This is a genomic window from Sulfitobacter sp. R18_1, assembly GCF_017743915.1.
Taxonomy (GTDB): domain Bacteria; phylum Pseudomonadota; class Alphaproteobacteria; order Rhodobacterales; family Rhodobacteraceae; genus Sulfitobacter; species Sulfitobacter faviae.
Map to the genome: position 1 here is coordinate 782,602 of NZ_JAGHRG010000001.1, position 15,081 is coordinate 797,682.

Consider the following 15,081-nt stretch of genomic DNA (forward strand, 5'->3'; position numbering starts at 1 on the left):
AGTGCTGTCAGGCTATGCATCTTGAGGCGATTCCTCCGGAGCGTTTGTCTCAAGAAACTCTTGCAAGCCTCTGATATCGTTCTGCATCGTGACTTCTGGCATCTTCTGAGCGATTTTTCTGGCTTCGGCCGGATCGTCAGATGGAATGCGGATGAGCTGGGTGTAGGTGCCCTGATCGCCAGTTCGGCCATAAAGAACCCAGTTGGCGTGTCCCACACGCTTCGCCAACGCAGACATCAAACCGATGGCACGCGCAGCATCGCGCCGTTCGAAGATGAGCGAGTAGACGGCAGCTGCCACTGAGTTTTGGGCTGCAATATCGTCCTCGTTACCGGTAGCTTTCCTATACATATCCATGGCTTCATCGACGATCTTAATGTCATCTTCTGTACTGTCGTGAAGAAACCACCCACCCTTGGAGCGCATTCCATCAAGCACCACCAAGTAGCCCTTTGCTGTGTCTGGAACCTTCATTTCGTCCAGTCGTTCGATAGCCCATCGAGCCAGGCCATTTACGCCGCCAAGCCAGACTTTGTGCACCAGCTGGGAAGCTGCATTGATCACGAACATCTGAAAGATGGAATCTGGATCACGCCGGAAGAAATGTGAGAGAGCAACTCTGACCCATGCCTGATCACTGTCGATCTTGTTATCCCTGAGCTTACGGCTGAAGCTTTCGTCCGCTGCCATGATCCCTTTGGTGACCTTACCAACATAAGGATCCTCTCCCATCGCGTTGGTTTCCCTCAAAAGTGTTGCCACTTCAGGATCTCTGACCGCTGCTGCCGCACGCAGAGAAATGAGCTGTGCTTCGGTTGCCTCTACACCTTCGTCAGTAAGCCTGGAGGCAAAGGTCTCCGCCCAATACCGGTCATCACTCTGGATCTGCGCTGAGGCTCTCTTGATTGCCGCTGTGCGTTCCGTAACGGATTTGAAGACCTTCAGGTGAGCCATTGCCTTCAGAGCGGGGCTCTTGATGTTGTCATCCGCTGTTAAGGGGGAAAGGCCGGTGTGATTTCCAAGCATATGGTGTCTCCGATATTTTGGAGAAACCTACCATTCAATATTAAGATTGTGAAGCTTCAATAATGATTAGTTTTTCCCATATTTTTCACTTATGTTTCTTCTCTTCATTGCTATTTATTGGATAAGAAGAGTTGAACGATCTCTAAAACCTATCTAGAATAGACCGAAATGCTTCAATTGATGAGTGAGCCGATTGACTGATTTTATCGCAGACATTTTATTCTCAATGGGGCAATCCCCTCTTCCTCGAAAGACCGATGGTGTTGACCCGGATGAGCTGGCATATCTTCAAGAGATGCGCCAGTACTCCGAGCGACTTAAGGGTCGAGAGCTTTATTCGTTTGACGCCAGTGCGATGCGCGCGGCTGCCGACCTAAGAGTGGATACCCCTGAACGCGTCGAGCGTTTGGTTGCTGCCGTATTCTCCGAACCGAGACAGCTATTTTTCGAGGTTGATGTCAGTGATCGAGATAGCGCCATGGCAGAATTGCGTGGCTTCTTTGGGCACCTTCAGTCAGATCGCACCCCTGCCCAGCGCTTTGGTGTTTTTGTAGATGTTCTGGGTGAGGGCCGCGCCACCATTCAACCTATCTGGCTGCATTCTCGCTATACGGTAAGGGACCACCCTGCCCTCGGTCAGCATATTGCAGGCCATAGAAGCTATCCGGTCTCTGTGCGATCTGCTCTCTCGGCCGCCTACCGCCTGGCGCCATCACCACTGATCGGAACGATGGATGTCTCCAAGCATGTTGGGATCTCTAAGGCAGAGTTCGAGTTCGTCTTGGGGAAAGTCAAAGCTGGCTACGATCCTCTACTGGATAGAGCCCAGCGCGAGATCAAGGCGACAGAGGGCGTAAGGGCGACCAATCAAGCCCGAGATCGCTTCTGGCGCATGATGCGTTTCCGCGACATCACAAAGGTGGTTCCTTCTCCCGATTATCAGGATAGCGAGATCAGCAGTATGGTGCGGTCAATCTACCCGCGTGAAATGCTGGATCCCCTCGAAGAAGGTCTGCATGTGGTCGCTATGATGGCGCTTCTGGAGGTCGACACCGGGGATATTGCCAAGGAGCCTCGTAGGCGTTCCTCAGGGGGCCGTAAAGGGATGCCTAAGGGTAAGTCAGCCTCAAAGGGTGATATGGCGCCTGGTGTCTCTGTGGTAACCCTCAATATCGAGGATCGAGGGCTACAGCGTTTTTATGAGACGGGATCGGCCGGTTCCTTTGGTGGCGGTGGGGATTCATCTGCACGTGCACGCCACCCCGTCCGTGGACACCTTTTCCTCGCGAGGAATGGGAAAATTACGTGGCGCAAGGCACATTGGCGCGGGTCATTGGAGAAGTCCACCCTTAAGCGTGTTGTGGCGCCCTCGTACACATCAGAGTGAGTTGACCGGTTTCCACGAGCTAGCTTGGACAAGGGTCTCTCGATCCCATCGTATCTTGCATTCGGGCACCGTAGTTATGGTTTAGCATCCAACGGGCCAAACAATAGATAACAGAGAGATACAATATGATCGGCAACCCAAAACAAATGATCCCCGTGATCGACTTCAATGGCCAGGCGGCCTTTATCCAACGTGAACAGCTGATCCGCATGCTCGGCAATTTCGAGGCCAGCTCATTGATCAAAGAAGCTGATAGGGGTGAACTTGATGGCATCCTGAACATGACAGAGAAGGGCTTCGGCGGCTTCGAAAATATGTCGGATGGAAAGCTTACGAAGAAGTGGGATGAAACCCGTGATGACTACGAGCGCATGAGGGAAGGCGGCGAGCTGATTGCCGAAGATCACATCGACTTTCTTTTCGTTGGACCCGACGAGCAGGATGACGTCCTCAAGCAGATCGATCAGGCCTTGGAGATGCAAAAATATGACCCGCTGATGGTCCCTGTGGATCTCAGTGATTGGCAAACAGAAGATGAACGGTCCCCAGACGCACCGGAAAGCCTTCAGGGCCGGGTCGACGTTAACAAAGAGAGCATCGAACTGGTCATCTATGACTCTGAAAACCCCTTTGATCTAACAGCCGCTCGTACGGTGTCGGTTGAGCTTCAAAACGGCGATCTTCGGGTGCGCAATTATATGAGTGACTGCGAGGCTCCTCTGGTGACCGAGATGCCTGGCGATGGCGGGGAAATTCGGGTTAATCGTCACGACTACGACGTTGAGCGTATCAGTGCGGCCGAAGACACGCAGTCTGGCCCCAAGATCTGATCATGAAAACTTTTAGAGGGCGTCGGGTGAATACTCATCGCCCTCTAAATTTTAGACTTAATCAGGCATCTTTCTTGATCAGATCAGGGTGATCTTCCAAGAATTTCACCCGCTCATCATCGTACAAAAACTCAGCCCGCAGTTCGGGATCAAGATCCAGCAATTCTTTGGGCTCAAGATATTTCATATGCTCATAGTCTGTTCCAGAAAGATCATGAGTTCGCAGCTGTAACTGCGCTTTAGCATTCCACGATGGGCGATAGCGAACGATGTAGCTTTCGTACATGTTAGGTGGGTGCATTGGTCTAGTCTCCTTTTTGGTTTTCTGTCTTTGGTGTGGCTTGAATGACTTCAGATAGCCGCTCTCCATGCTTCGCATGCGACCATCCACATGTCGCACAGCGTCCCGTCGTGGGGGCTACGGATTTTTTGTGGTGCTTCAAACAAGCCATCCGAGAGAACAATGCCTTGAGAGCAAATGCCGCCCCGAGAGCCAGGGCAGCACCCAAGAATATGACGAGGCTGTCGGTCACCCGTCCTTCTCAGGTCTTTTAAATTTCACGCGCCGTGTAAGGGTTCCGCCGCTGGATACGCGATGAGGGTTTCCTAGTCTCTTGAGGAGGTCGTTCACTCGCGAAGCGGGCCATCCTCCGCTCTTCTTACGCAAGTCTCCTCTTTCAAAGAATGACTGCCACCAACGTAGCTGTGCTCTCTGCATGTGGATGCGGTGCTCCAGCTTCTTGATGTAGGCGTCTTTATCCATAGCTTACCCCTTTGCGTTCAACGCGCCGCCTCTCAAGGAGGCGCTATAGTTGGAGTTAGCGATCAAAGCTTTCAAAAGAGCAATCATCCAGGCTCGAGCTGTACGATCCCCCTCCCCTTTTTGCCACTCTCCGGAATCGTCGAGGATTTCCACGCCACCCGGAATCATAATTTTGACCTGAGCATCCGGCAGCATGTTGGCCTGCATGCCTTCTGCCGCACTCATGTTGCCACTCACAGCTTGGATCAGCGTGTATCCGGTATTCCAGTCATCAAAGATGGCTGTTGATGCGAGCCAGTCCGGGCTCAAAGATTTCTTCTCAGAGACCTTTTCAAGAATGGCGCCCAGCACTTCCGTATCAAGGGAACTGTTCTTATTGCGCTTACCCATGTAACTATCCTCGCTATCACTTCATCAAAATCTTGATGTCACATCGTGAGACATCAAGAAATCCAATATATTCTTGATTAATACATGGTCTTTCTGATGTAATCAATGGTATAGTGAAATGACTTCAGAATTTAGGAGATAGTTATGAAATCCGTTATCGAGAAAATCCAGGAATACGCCTTCCTCTCTGGCTTTGTTGCCGCCAAGAACCTTCCGGCGCACGAAGACTACAATGGCGTCAAAGAATATGCCAAGTTCGAGACCTTTCCAGACCACCTTAAAGAACTCGCAGAGCTTGAAGCCAACATCGTTGAGCCTGCTCAAGAACCCTACAACAAAAACAGTCCGCGATACCCTTACACCTTTGCGGCCGACTGGATTTGTCAGGCTGGCTTGGCCGCTAACCGTTCTGAGGCCAGCCAATGGTTGACAGACGTCGCCGAAAGCCGTGGTGTTACGCATGAGGAGCTTTGCTGCAAGGCTGCTGACCAACTTATCAGCTATCATAGCCGTATTGCCGCCCTCAAAGGTCAGGCGCTGGAGCAGTACGAAGAATGGGCTAACGAGGCTCCGGCGGACACGCCAGCTAGCATGCAGCCATAAGCGCGATTGGGGGCTTATGGTGTATGAGGAAACCTATAATATGGATTATCTCTAACGATCTATATTATAGGTTTTCCGAGTACCTAAAATATAGATCGTACTTTACGCAGATATCAATCTGACTAATCGGTACGAACACCACGCAGCAGATCGTCAAGATTGCGCTTTTCGCCCTCGTGGTACCGAGCCATCCGCGCGCGAAACCTCTTTCTCCAGACCGGCCCGGCGATAATCATGCCTAGATCCACGATGAGGGCGCCCAGCCTCCCGCGCAGCTTGGAGACCAATCTCCTTCGGGTATTAGGAAGCACGTTTTTTCTTCGCCTTCTTCTCTTTCAGGAAAAAGAGGCCCAATGGATATCCGTTGCTCACGTTGCACGCCCGCCCGACACCTACGCACTCATACTTATCATCGTAGTAAGCCTCGATGAACGCCTTCGCTTGCGTCTTAGTGCAGCTATCGATCCCGCGAAATTTGGATTTTTTGCAGGCCGCCTCGTATTTCTTAGGATCCCACTCACGCATTCGGTCAGAGTAAACACTGTCGATGCCATCCATACGTTCTTTGTTGAAGTCACGCCAAAGGTAATAGGGATCAAAGCTATAGCGATACTCGTCAGGGTTCCGCTTTTCTTGGCCGTCATCAAAGCACCAGTCATAGCGAGCGCTCATGATCATCCCGTAAATCCCGCCCTCAGTATAGCGTTCCTGCATTACGTGCCTCTCCAATGTTATCCAAATATACGCATAGAGTATCACCAAATTATCTGAAGTGTAAACGGGTTAATACATGTCACGCATGATTATCAAAGAGTAATCCATGTATAGATCAAAAAATCTGGGCCAGATCACAGCTTCCAGCCACTCGTTTTCTCAGATGAGATCAACGACCACCCTTTCTTGGTGATCAAATACTGAACGCCGGTCGCCAGAGCCATGCCAGCGATGACGTCGCGCCAGTAATGGTACCTGTTTTCCACGCGGGAGTATCCCACCAACATAGCTGCTGCGTAGGCAACCAGGCCAAAAGTGGGGCCATATCTGAAAAATATGAAAGCGGCGCCTTGAGTGGCATTGGAAGTATGCCCTGAGGGGAAGCTGAGGTCTCCCTCATTGGGACGACGTGCGTTGATGCCGCGCTTGATCGCGATTGTCAGGACCGAGTTCCAGATGGCACCTTCAACGACTTGTCTGGCGCCCTGCCTGTCGGACTTTCCGATAGCCATGAGAAGACCGGATATGGGGATTCCGACCTGACCAATATCTCCATAGCTTTCGAGCTTTGGGCTTTTTGATGCAGTATCGTGGGGCCCAGATGGTAGGCCTACTCCAAACGAAATTAGGGATGTGATAAACTTCCTACGATCCACCCTAATCTCCTAATATAGTTAGAATATTAGCGTGGACCGTATAAAGACGGGTTAAGGCTGGGGCGCTTAGAACTTCCAGCTGCCCATCACGTTGAAGCCACCCATTTTCGGGGATGCTGTCATCGACCAGCCTTTTTTGGTCACCAGGTACTGAACGCCGGTCGCGAGAGCCATTCCTGCGGCTACATCATGCCAATAATGGTAATCGTTCTCGACGCGAGAGTACCCAACCAGGGCTGCGGCTGCGTAGGCAGGAATGCCATATTTGGGACCATAGCGGAAGTAGATGAAAGCTGCGCCTTGGGAGGCTGCCGATGTGTGACCTGATGGGAAGCTACGGCCGCCTCCATTCGGGCGCTCAGCATCAAGACCGTATTTGACGGCCTGAGTGATGCCGAAGGTCCAGAAGGCACCCTCAAGCGCCTGTACGGCGCCCTCATAGTCCTCTTGAGCGAAAGCCAGAAGAAGGCCTGCTGCCGGAATGCCAACTTGCGCGATGTCGCCGTAGCGTTCGAGCTTGTAGTTCTCTGCGTCAGCTGATGCTGCAAATGTTGTGGCGCCCAGAATAAGGGCAAAGAATGCTGAAATGATTTTGCGTGTCACGATAATTCTCCAAAAATGTGGCTGGAGATTACCGGCGGTGTCTTAAGTCTCGGTTAAGTTTGGGCGGAATTACGCCTAAAGATAAGAAAAATTGTATCCATGCGTCTAGCGCATAACCGGTTTGCCATTCTGAGCATTGTGCAATTGCAGCATTCGCGCATGTCAAACGCATAAACCTCAATTGAATTTCAAGGAAATACCATGTCCATAGCACTTATCTCTAACGACTCCCCTTCCATTTTCCGGAAAATCGTAGAAAGCGCCAAAAGCTATCTGCGAGCGAGAAAAATGTATCGCAGCACTTTTAACTCTTTAAGCCTTCTGTCAGACCGCGAGCTGTCTGATATCGGTGTATCACGTGGAGAAATCCGCCATATCGCTACTGAGGCAGCAGAAACAGTTCGCTGATATCTTGTATAACAAAAAAAGACGGCTTGCCTTCGGGCGGCCGCCTAATGCTAAGGCCAGACCTCTGCCCTTTTCTTAGAGCAAAATAGTGCCTTCACGCGGGGCCATGGCTTCCTATCGTAGGCTTTCTGAATTGCCTTGCTCTTGGGGATCGACTTAAAAGAGTAGTCTTTGGGATCAGAGTCGAAGAGCCAGATGTATCCCCACCGGTCGAGATCAGGCGCATAGAGGTGGACCTGGCATAAATAACTGATTTCACGGAGCTTGTTGATGCCCAACCTGAAGCTTTCCGGGTTCATATCAAAGATCAAAGAAATCCCATGTGATCGTGCTTGCGCTAGGAATGCTTGGAAGACTTCCAGGCTCGCAACTTCTTCGGACACATCAATTGCAAGCGTTAGCCTGTCACTGCTCTGAAGCGCGTTTTTGCGACCGATGTACTGAGCGATGGCTTCCAAGCAATTCGGAGATTCCTCTACCTCCAGACTTTTCGATAACCCAAAATAAGCTATCAGGATCCTATGGTCGTCTTCAGATAAAGAAACCTTTCCGCGCAGATCCAAGGCATGATGTTCAGCGGCATTCTGTTTCGCATAATCTGCATTGCAGGTGACCACCTTGTGGATAAGATCGTCTGCTTCTTCTTTTGATCTTGATACGCATAGAGCGTGTGTAAAACCGACGGCATCGACGTCAAATTGTGAAAGTGGATAATACGGTAGATCACTTACGTGCATTCATTTGTCTCTATAGGTAAAGCTATACTGTATAAATAACATAATCTAAAATCATTTTCTAGCGTGCCGCTCCATTTGTTCTGTATAAGAGGCGAAAACCTTAAACTAGATGCGCTATATATAGGTTCATATGGGGAACCGATTATGACAACATCAGAACTTAAAGGTGAGGCTTTCGACAGAGCTAGGGAACGCGGCAAAGAGAGGGCTGAAGAAATAACTTCAGGACCCGAAATGATTACTGAAGAGGAAGTATCTAAGGTGATCGGCATGTCGCGATCCATCGTGGATGTATGCCGCCAAAACGGCCGCTTGATCGGCTTACCCAAGGATGATGGATACTGCTATCCTGACTGGCAGCTCGACAAAAAACACGGTGTTGTCGTGAAGGGCATAAAGGATGTGCTTACGGCATGTGATGGCTGCGCCTGGACCGCCTATCGCTATTTGGTGGAAACTTACCCTGACGAGCACGAGCAGACAGCTTATGAAAAACTCCGCCAAGGTGAGGTCGAACTAATTCTGAACCACATTGGCGCCATCCAATCTGGTGTGTTTACCTGAAGCTCTGGGGTAGTGATCAGAACTTCGGACCAGGCACCTCTTCCGGATCGATAACCGCGTAATTGTCGTTCCGGAGGTCACGCATCTTACCATCCTCGAGGAGAGCGAAATGCTGCGGTAGGACAGCCGTCGTGTTCACCAACTCATAGAGGTCGCCTTGCAACTCCTCAGCGAGGCCAAAAATGCGTATTCTTGCGTCCAGTGACTTGAACTCTTTCCCTGCAACTTCGATGGTTTTAATGAGGATGTTCGTTTTTATGATTGCTTCTAAAATATGATAGCCAAGTGAAAGTTCAAAGGATGCTTGCAGAAGCTCCGATTATATTATCCGCAAAGGAGAGTGCTATGTTGGATGATAAAATACAGGTTCTTGAGTTTGATGAGGCCTGGCACGTTGGGGATATGGACGTCTCAAAGCGCGATGTGACCGGGTACGAGGCTGACCTTCTGTCTGTAAGCTACACACCTGCGTCCTGGCGCAAGATAGCCAAGCTATCAGGTGATCTTTGGAAGTTGGAGCGCAGCGATAGCACCCCTGTCCGGTTGCTAGATGCCCACGCCTTCCACGATAATCACTGGCATCGAAGCTCCTTTACGTCTTGGGGTGTCATGCAAAATCTGATCAAGAACACTACGATCTTCATCGCCTCCTGGCATGATGACGAGATGGACACTGAAATGTCCCAGTGCTTTGAGACCATGGAAGAGTTGGAGCAGGAGCACGATCCTGAAGATGTAGATATCCAGCAGCGCTACCTAGCTTTCGTGTTGACCGATAAGGCGCTCGAAAAATATGGTCTGATCCGCAATGGCAGCCAGTTCAACTTGGATTATGCCTTCGTGGACTACGCACGTACAAAGCTTATGAACCAGCTGGATGTGGATGGCATCTACTGGGATGATGAGTTTGATCCCCTGAGGTATTCAGCGCCCAGAGGTGGCATTTTTAACGAGCGCCTGGATCAGTTCGACCTGATTTTGGAGCGCGGCCAAGAACTGGATGTTGAAGAGACCTTCCTTGAAGGGCCGAAGTCACCGGCTCCCTGATGTGACGCAACCTCATGTTGCCAGATGTCCTTAACGCGCCTATATTAGGACAAAAGGATACTGACATGCCGCTACAGATGATCGAGACATCGACGCCAGATTTCACACCGGATCCTATTACGGATGCGGAAGGGCTAGCCATGCTTCGTGCCGTCACCAATCTGTTTGGCAAGTGGGGTCTCACTGACGAGGATGCTGCCATCCTTCTGGACCTCCATGTGCGGACTTACCGGCGCTGGAAAATTGGCCAGATCAGCCGAATGGACAGAGATGCGAAAGCACGTCTGTCCAACATCCTAGGCATCCATAAAGCCCTCCGCATCATATTTTCGGATGCCCAGCGCTGCTATGATTGGATTAAAGCTCCCAACAAGGCTTTCGGAGGGGCGTCTGCACTTCAAGTGATGCTCGGTGGCGAGCTTACCGATCTCATGCGCGTACGGCGCTATCTGGATGCTGAACGCGGCGCATGGTGACATTGGAAGACGTTCCTGTCTCCCATGTACATTGGCAAGCAGGCACCCGCATCGTTCGAAGCGTGTATCCTCCCATTGATCTGTTCGAGGATATCTCGGATCCGGAAGATTGGCCCCTGCTAATTTCTGGGGAGCAGAAGACCAACCCGAGACTGATGGATACCATCGGGAACCTGGATCTGGTCCCGCCTGAAAGACGTGTTGGGGGCGCTGGATCAAGCTACTTGATGGCACCCTTCACCCATACAGGTGTGGATCGCCCTAGCCGGTTCTCAGATGGCCGTCTTGGTGTCTTATATATCGCAAGTGACTTCGATACTGCGGTGGAGGAGACCATTTATCATCACGCTCGCTTCATGTCGCTGACCAATGAGGCGCCGGGATGGACGTCACAGTTCAGAGAGATCGTTATGGAGGTGGATGCCAATCTTCATGATATCAGAGGCCTTGATCAAGCCGATATCCTATCTCATCCAACAGACTATTCTGCTGCCCAGCGCTTTGCAGGTATCGTACGGGCTGCCGATGGAGATGGTGTCGCTTACACGAGTGTGCGGGGGCCCGGGGACTGTGTAGGTCTCTTCTATCCGGACCTTGCGCGCAACCCCATCCAGGGACGTCATTTAGACTACCATTGGAACGGGAAGGCTGTTGATCTGGTTCGAGACGCCGGTACGGGGGATGTTTTCAGGGTTGTTCCCGTCACACAGTAAGCTTTGGCTCTTCGGAGATGCCCAGCATACGTGCTCGTTGCTCCACCACTTCGAAAGTGACTGCAAAGCGGTCTTTTGCCTCTTGGATGCCCCCTGATGCAATCGCTTCACGAAACTCATGTGCGGGCAAAAGAAAACTCACTGCAAAAGTGTCGGCCTCCTGCTCACAAAGCATCATAATTTTGTCTTCAGCATCTCCTCGCCGAGGACACTTCATTCCGACTCCGGGGGTTTGCTCTTTTAGCTTTGGCCAGTGCAAGACATAGTGACCCAACTCATGTGCCAGAATGAAGTTGTTCCGTACTCCGGGGCTAATTTTAGAAACACGTGCAACAAAAGATCCGTCTGGCTCAACGATCAGGGCGTCTTTTTGATTTTCCGTGTACTCATCAATCATCTCAACCTTGCCGTCGTTGGCTTCCATAAGGTCTCTGACCTGAAAGCCATTCATCAGGTTTGACTCCTTCCGAAGGTTTTCGGCAAACGTGGAGATTGCATCGCGCGAGGCGTTGCAGGGTACAGGCAGAAGATAATTGACGTCAGACATAGGTACTCCTCAAGGTATTCATGATGCAATATTAGCGTTACGTTGTATATACTTATGTAACATTGTTATTACATTATTTAAGCATGGGAACAATCAGAATCCCCCCTTTTTTGGGGGACAGAAAACCCCGTAATACTTGCTGAAGACATATTCTTTTCCGGGAAGTGTGCTGAAACTTATCCGGCTGCGGACTTTCACTGCATCGCTGTGATCGTCTTCCTGTTTGAATCCGGCAAACATACGGTGTTCATTGTAGAGATACCCAATCACGTTCAGAGATGGGTTTACGCGCTCATCGATCTGAAGGTTCGCATAGGGACGATTTCGAGTGAGATCATAGAAGGAACCATCCAAAGCACGGTAGATCTCTACAGTCCCATCCCTGCCCTCTCTGAAGCGCCGCAGCCTTGCATGGTTGGCACCCACAGCTGCCCCGGTGACCTCCATATACTCAGGTACTGAAGGCTCTCTGGCAAACAGTTGGGATTGGACTTCCTCTTCCAGATCAAGGCTGACATTATCAAGTTCGGTCTTCAGTACGGCTGTCTGGTCAAATGGGCGCTCCAAGACTGACCGCATGAGGTCACCAGTATCTAAAGAAGGGATCGTGCCAGGGAGGTCGATATCCGCGCCCTCTAGGTCTGCTTTCACATCCTTCGTGCTGATAGGCGTCTGAATACCAGGATAGGATATCTCCCCATAAGGTACAGAGACCAGAGGGCGTTGGAGGGCCACCACATTAGGCGTTTTGCAAGGTGTCCGTCTGTGACGGTTGATGCGCCCACCCAATTGTACCAGCGAACGGGTCATCGATAAGCTCGAGGGATCGACGACAGCCCAGTCGAAGTCAAGATCATTCCCGGTTTCGATTACGGGGCTCGCAAACACCAATATCTGAATATCACGCTGCCCATCGCGCCGGGCCATCTGAAAGGTTCCCGTTGTGTCGACAAATCGGGCAAGCTCATCAAGGTGGCTTTTCATATTTTTGCGATTCAAAACGCGATGCAGCATGCTTTCAATGCTGTCCCGGGTGTATGCCATCATGTTTGAATGCAGAACGATACTGCGCTGGGTGCACCTTCCATTCTGAGGGTAGCACTTCAGGAGTTTTACCAGCTGGTTGATCCTGGTGACCTTAATCAGCCCGACCGAAACCTTAAACTCCTCCATGCTTTCGGGATCATGGACCTTAAGGTGGTGATCCTGATGTAGAGTATTGGCTTCTTCCTGAATGATGGCAGAGATCTCATTGAAATCGTCTTCGCCACTCAAAGGACGCGAGAGGCGAAACTTCCGGTAATCAGCACCCTTGCTGGCCTTGAGGCGAGCTGCATTCTCACGCTCAATAGAGACCACACAATCCGCGTAGGCTGCGCTGATGCTCGTACATCCCGGCGCCGGTATCACCCCGCCCTCTGCGTGGCTGGCCACAAGAGCGTTTACCTGATCCCGTTTGTCATAGAGCAGAGCGAACTCACTGTACCCACGTCGGTAAGCCTGAAACAGTTCTTCCACGACGCTTTCCCGGGCCGTGGCAGAGGTGACCATAAAGCGTCTACCGGCCGCCCCTGTCAGGTAGGCTAGACGACAGATTGCGGCGATGTCCTTTTGGCTAAAGAGATCAATCTCATCAATAAGGACGTCTGAACTGGTCAGTCGCAGGGAAGCATGTAGGTGATTGGATCTCTCGGCTTGGGCCACAGGCATCAGGTGATCCAAGGTGGCTACAAGCAAGGGCTTCACAAACAGTCGACGTAGCTTCTCGGAGTTTCTACGGCTGCTTTCAATCAAACCGTAGGCAAAGGGGGAAACCTTATATTTTTCGTCCGGCTCACAAGGAACTGCCGAGGTAACCTCTTTATCTGGCTGTATGGACGCAATGAAGGTGGCATCCAGGTCTTCTTCCACTTCGTCTGTGAGGTCTGCCACAACTTCTTCATCGGCGTTCGGATCGCTCATCAAGCTTTCACCAATGATCAGGCCAATATCAGATGCCGCAAACCCAAGATCTCGGTGAAACTCTGAAGCATACTGGCTGGCCAGCGTTCTTAGCGGGAGACCAATCGCACAGCGCAGGCCACGGTTGCCTTCATCTGCGTCATTGAGAGCCACGGCCGCCATGGTGGTGATCCCACCTCGGGTTTTACCGCGACCGGTGTCTGAAATAATAGCACCAAAGAAACCGCCGACTTGACTTGCCGAAAGCTCTGCCGCTGCCTGGGCGGTATCATACTGCCAAGTGAAGGTGGGGTTATCGGCCCGTACAGGCGCCTGAATGGCCCCAGGGACGCGTTCACCCATCAACATGGGGTAGTCGTTGCGCTCAATCGTCAGGCTGCGCATAGCGGGCTCTACAGACGACATCACTGCCAGGGTGTGGGTAGCGAGATCATCTGCCGGATACATGACACCAAATTCATCAATGGTGTTGGCCAATGGTAGGTCTGCACGCGACCTTCTTGCCTTCTTGCGACGCGCGGATCCCAGGTGGTCAGCCATCATCAAGGTATTGCGTGCCAAAGCAGCTACCGATGGACATCTGATCAATTGCGCCGGGATACCCATTTTATGAATATTGCCTGCTGCGCTCTTAATGCGGACGATCAGTCTTTTATTTGCGAGAACATCCATTTCCGGATGGGAGATTGCAAAATAGTCGAGTGCTTCGGGAAGCCCTGCCCGCCCCTTCTTGAGGTCAGCAAGGTATTTCTTGCGGCCGGTCACATAGAAAGCGCTTTTTGGAATAGCGTCGCCAGCTTCAAGGTCATAGGAGAATGCCCGGTGGTGGGTCAAGATTAGGATGCCCACCAGTTTGCGCAATGGGCTTTCACTGGAAAAGCAGGTTAGCTCACCCAAGGATCGTTGATTACGCACAACTAGATCATAACAGAAAGCTTGCGCTTGGGATCGAGCCAGTGATCCGGTGTTGGTATCAAACGATCTCAGAAGCTCTAGGATCTCAGCGTCCCGCATACCTTCTGTCAGAAAGCTCCAGAATGCCGCAGAATAGAGTTCGTGACGTACTGGATCTGAGATAACTGCCCGTGTGCGGATGCCTTCGTTTAGCTTGTACTGGAAGCCTAGCGTGGCTTTACCGACGTCATGAAAAGCAGCCGCAAGCTTGATGATCGAGCACAAGCTGTCGAGCTGTCCTGCCACCAGTTCAGGCAATCCATACCCATGGTGCCAAGGTTGCTGATAATTTTGATCCTGCATGCCGACTTGGCTATAGCAGGATCAGTAAATTCATGAGTTAACAGCTAGTTAACGTTTTCGGTTAAGGTGCAGGTGCGGTGTTTGATGCGCGCACATCCTCAGCATCTCTAATCGCTCGATCAAGGTCCCGCGCCGAACCTTCAATCTGCTCTGAGCTGAACTTGAGTTTGATCCCCATACGCATCGAGGTCGCGGCCATGATCGCTCTCTCACACGTCTTTACATCATCAGAACGCGAGTTGCCGCTATGGTCAGTTGCCTGGAATTCTTTAGAAGCTTCATCGAAGACTTCAAGGGTTCCTTCCATATCCCAGCCCATGCCGTAAGCAATCAGCATGTTTTCGGCGGCATCGATCACTTTTAGGTGGGATGTAAGATCATCTGTCATAGTATTTTCC

General features: G+C 51.2%; 19 protein-coding genes. 8 read left to right on the forward strand and 11 right to left on the reverse strand.

Translation table 11 applies throughout. The features are described 5' to 3' along the window. Positions 1-12: 12 nt before the first annotated feature. Entirely contained in the window at positions 13-1,026 is a 1,014-nt protein-coding gene (locus J7392_RS04910; RefSeq protein ID WP_209216451.1) for a hypothetical protein, read from the reverse strand. A gap of 193 nt (positions 1,027-1,219) precedes the next feature. On the opposite strand from J7392_RS04910, the gene J7392_RS04915 reads away from it, so the two are divergent. Further along, positions 1,220-2,413: a hypothetical protein gene (locus J7392_RS04915; protein ID WP_209216452.1), complete on the forward strand. Its 1,194-nt coding sequence runs from the start codon at positions 1,220-1,222 to the stop codon at positions 2,411-2,413. A gap of 125 nt (positions 2,414-2,538) precedes the next feature. Beyond that, on the forward strand, positions 2,539-3,243 hold the full coding sequence (locus J7392_RS04920; protein ID WP_209216453.1) for a hypothetical protein: 705 nt from the start codon (positions 2,539-2,541) through the stop codon (positions 3,241-3,243). A 61-nt stretch (positions 3,244-3,304) separates the two neighbouring features. Here the strand turns inward: J7392_RS04920 and J7392_RS04925 are convergent, their stop codons facing one another. The 3 genes from J7392_RS04925 to J7392_RS04935 form a co-directional block, all read right to left on the reverse strand. Further along, positions 3,305-3,544 carry a hypothetical protein gene (locus J7392_RS04925; protein ID WP_209216454.1) on the reverse strand — a complete coding sequence of 80 codons (240 nt, stop codon included), beginning with the start codon at positions 3,542-3,544 and terminating at the stop codon, positions 3,305-3,307. A gap of 228 nt (positions 3,545-3,772) precedes the next feature. Further along, positions 3,773-4,006 carry a hypothetical protein gene (locus J7392_RS04930; protein ID WP_209216455.1) on the reverse strand — a complete coding sequence of 78 codons (234 nt, stop codon included), beginning with the start codon at positions 4,004-4,006 and terminating at the stop codon, positions 3,773-3,775. Between the two features lie 3 nt (positions 4,007-4,009). Next, positions 4,010-4,396, reverse strand: coding sequence for a hypothetical protein (locus J7392_RS04935; RefSeq protein WP_209216456.1), 387 nt, complete (start codon positions 4,394-4,396; stop codon positions 4,010-4,012). Positions 4,397-4,540: 144 nt separating this feature from the next. On the opposite strand from J7392_RS04935, the gene J7392_RS04940 reads away from it, so the two are divergent. Then, the gene (locus J7392_RS04940) at positions 4,541-4,999 is read left to right on the forward strand and encodes a hypothetical protein (RefSeq protein WP_209216457.1); all 459 of its coding nucleotides are present in this window, start codon (positions 4,541-4,543) and stop codon (positions 4,997-4,999) included. 300 nt (positions 5,000-5,299) lie between these two features. Here J7392_RS04940 and J7392_RS04945 read toward each other — a convergent pair whose 3' ends face one another. From J7392_RS04945 to J7392_RS04955, 3 genes are all read right to left on the reverse strand, one after another. Next, the gene (locus J7392_RS04945) at positions 5,300-5,713 is read right to left on the reverse strand and encodes a hypothetical protein (RefSeq protein ID WP_209216458.1); all 414 of its coding nucleotides are present in this window, start codon (positions 5,711-5,713) and stop codon (positions 5,300-5,302) included. Between the two features lie 134 nt (positions 5,714-5,847). Then, positions 5,848-6,225, reverse strand: a complete 378-nt coding sequence (locus J7392_RS04950) for a phosphatase PAP2 family protein (protein WP_209216459.1) — start codon at positions 6,223-6,225, stop codon at positions 5,848-5,850. Between the two features lie 210 nt (positions 6,226-6,435). Next, the gene (locus tag J7392_RS04955; RefSeq protein WP_209216460.1) at positions 6,436-6,972 is read right to left on the reverse strand and encodes a phosphatase PAP2 family protein; all 537 of its coding nucleotides are present in this window, start codon (positions 6,970-6,972) and stop codon (positions 6,436-6,438) included. A 201-nt stretch (positions 6,973-7,173) separates the two neighbouring features. Here J7392_RS04955 and J7392_RS04960 point away from each other — a divergent pair, with 201 nt between their 5' ends. Then, positions 7,174-7,380 (forward strand): DUF1127 domain-containing protein, encoded by a 207-nt coding sequence (locus J7392_RS04960; protein ID WP_209216461.1) that lies wholly within the window; start codon positions 7,174-7,176, stop codon positions 7,378-7,380. Between the two features lie 50 nt (positions 7,381-7,430). Here J7392_RS04960 and J7392_RS04965 read toward each other — a convergent pair whose 3' ends face one another. Next, positions 7,431-8,117 carry a hypothetical protein gene (locus J7392_RS04965; RefSeq protein WP_209216462.1) on the reverse strand — a complete coding sequence of 229 codons (687 nt, stop codon included), beginning with the start codon at positions 8,115-8,117 and terminating at the stop codon, positions 7,431-7,433. Positions 8,118-8,261: 144 nt separating this feature from the next. On the opposite strand from J7392_RS04965, the gene J7392_RS04970 reads away from it, so the two are divergent. The 4 genes from J7392_RS04970 to J7392_RS04985 all read left to right on the forward strand — a co-directional run bounded on the left by J7392_RS04970 (position 8,262) and on the right by J7392_RS04985 (position 10,917). After that, the gene (locus J7392_RS04970; RefSeq protein ID WP_209216463.1) at positions 8,262-8,681 is read left to right on the forward strand and encodes a hypothetical protein; all 420 of its coding nucleotides are present in this window, start codon (positions 8,262-8,264) and stop codon (positions 8,679-8,681) included. A 345-nt stretch (positions 8,682-9,026) separates the two neighbouring features. After that, positions 9,027-9,728 carry a hypothetical protein gene (locus J7392_RS04975; RefSeq protein WP_209216464.1) on the forward strand — a complete coding sequence of 234 codons (702 nt, stop codon included), beginning with the start codon at positions 9,027-9,029 and terminating at the stop codon, positions 9,726-9,728. 65 nt (positions 9,729-9,793) lie between these two features. Beyond that, entirely contained in the window at positions 9,794-10,204 is a 411-nt protein-coding gene (locus J7392_RS04980) for an MbcA/ParS/Xre antitoxin family protein (protein ID WP_247744453.1), read from the forward strand. Continuing rightward, positions 10,198-10,917: an RES family NAD+ phosphorylase gene (locus tag J7392_RS04985; protein ID WP_209216465.1), complete on the forward strand. Its 720-nt coding sequence runs from the start codon at positions 10,198-10,200 to the stop codon at positions 10,915-10,917. Before J7392_RS04980 ends, J7392_RS04985 begins: the two co-directional genes overlap by 7 nt. On the opposite strand, the gene J7392_RS04990 is transcribed toward J7392_RS04985, so the two are convergent. The 3 genes from J7392_RS04990 to J7392_RS05000 all read right to left on the reverse strand — a co-directional run bounded on the left by J7392_RS04990 (position 10,907) and on the right by J7392_RS05000 (position 15,071). Continuing rightward, on the reverse strand, positions 10,907-11,464 hold the full coding sequence (locus J7392_RS04990) for an ImmA/IrrE family metallo-endopeptidase (protein WP_209216466.1): 558 nt from the start codon (positions 11,462-11,464) through the stop codon (positions 10,907-10,909). The genes J7392_RS04985 and J7392_RS04990 overlap by 11 nt on opposite strands. A gap of 93 nt (positions 11,465-11,557) precedes the next feature. Beyond that, a complete protein-coding gene (locus J7392_RS04995; protein WP_209216467.1) occupies positions 11,558-14,683 on the reverse strand; it encodes a CRISPR-associated endonuclease Cas3'' in 3,126 nt (1,041 codons plus the stop codon). Between the two features lie 61 nt (positions 14,684-14,744). Beyond that, entirely contained in the window at positions 14,745-15,071 is a 327-nt protein-coding gene (locus J7392_RS05000) for a hypothetical protein (protein WP_209216468.1), read from the reverse strand. Between the last annotated feature and the right edge of the window lie 10 nt (positions 15,072-15,081).

Bases quoted from the DNA above. Each gene is read 5' to 3' on its own strand.
- J7392_RS04960 (WP_209216461.1), top strand. From the start codon at position 7,174: ATGTCCATAGCACTTATCTCTAACGACTCCCCTTCCATTTTCCGGAAA.
- J7392_RS04920 (WP_209216453.1), top strand. From the start codon at position 2,539: ATGATCGGCAACCCAAAACAAATGATCCCCGTGATCGACTTCAATGGC.
- J7392_RS04930 (WP_209216455.1), bottom strand. From the start codon at position 4,006: ATGGATAAAGACGCCTACATCAAGAAGCTGGAGCACCGCATCCACATG.
- J7392_RS04950 (WP_209216459.1), bottom strand. From the start codon at position 6,225: ATGGCTATCGGAAAGTCCGACAGGCAGGGCGCCAGACAAGTCGTTGAA.
- J7392_RS04975 (WP_209216464.1), top strand. From the start codon at position 9,027: ATGTTGGATGATAAAATACAGGTTCTTGAGTTTGATGAGGCCTGGCAC.
- J7392_RS04995 (WP_209216467.1), bottom strand. From the start codon at position 14,683: ATGCAGGATCAAAATTATCAGCAACCTTGGCACCATGGGTATGGATTG.
- J7392_RS04910 (WP_209216451.1), bottom strand. From the start codon at position 1,026: ATGCTTGGAAATCACACCGGCCTTTCCCCCTTAACAGCGGATGACAAC.
- J7392_RS04990 (WP_209216466.1), bottom strand. From the start codon at position 11,464: ATGTCTGACGTCAATTATCTTCTGCCTGTACCCTGCAACGCCTCGCGC.
- J7392_RS04945 (WP_209216458.1), bottom strand. From the start codon at position 5,713: ATGCAGGAACGCTATACTGAGGGCGGGATTTACGGGATGATCATGAGC.
- J7392_RS04985 (WP_209216465.1), top strand. From the start codon at position 10,198: ATGGTGACATTGGAAGACGTTCCTGTCTCCCATGTACATTGGCAAGCA.
- J7392_RS04980 (WP_247744453.1), top strand. From the start codon at position 9,794: ATGCCGCTACAGATGATCGAGACATCGACGCCAGATTTCACACCGGAT.
- J7392_RS04935 (WP_209216456.1), bottom strand. From the start codon at position 4,396: ATGGGTAAGCGCAATAAGAACAGTTCCCTTGATACGGAAGTGCTGGGC.
- J7392_RS04965 (WP_209216462.1), bottom strand. From the start codon at position 8,117: ATGCACGTAAGTGATCTACCGTATTATCCACTTTCACAATTTGACGTC.
- J7392_RS04940 (WP_209216457.1), top strand. From the start codon at position 4,541: ATGAAATCCGTTATCGAGAAAATCCAGGAATACGCCTTCCTCTCTGGC.
- J7392_RS05000 (WP_209216468.1), bottom strand. From the start codon at position 15,071: ATGACAGATGATCTTACATCCCACCTAAAAGTGATCGATGCCGCCGAA.
- J7392_RS04925 (WP_209216454.1), bottom strand. From the start codon at position 3,544: ATGCACCCACCTAACATGTACGAAAGCTACATCGTTCGCTATCGCCCA.
- J7392_RS04970 (WP_209216463.1), top strand. From the start codon at position 8,262: ATGACAACATCAGAACTTAAAGGTGAGGCTTTCGACAGAGCTAGGGAA.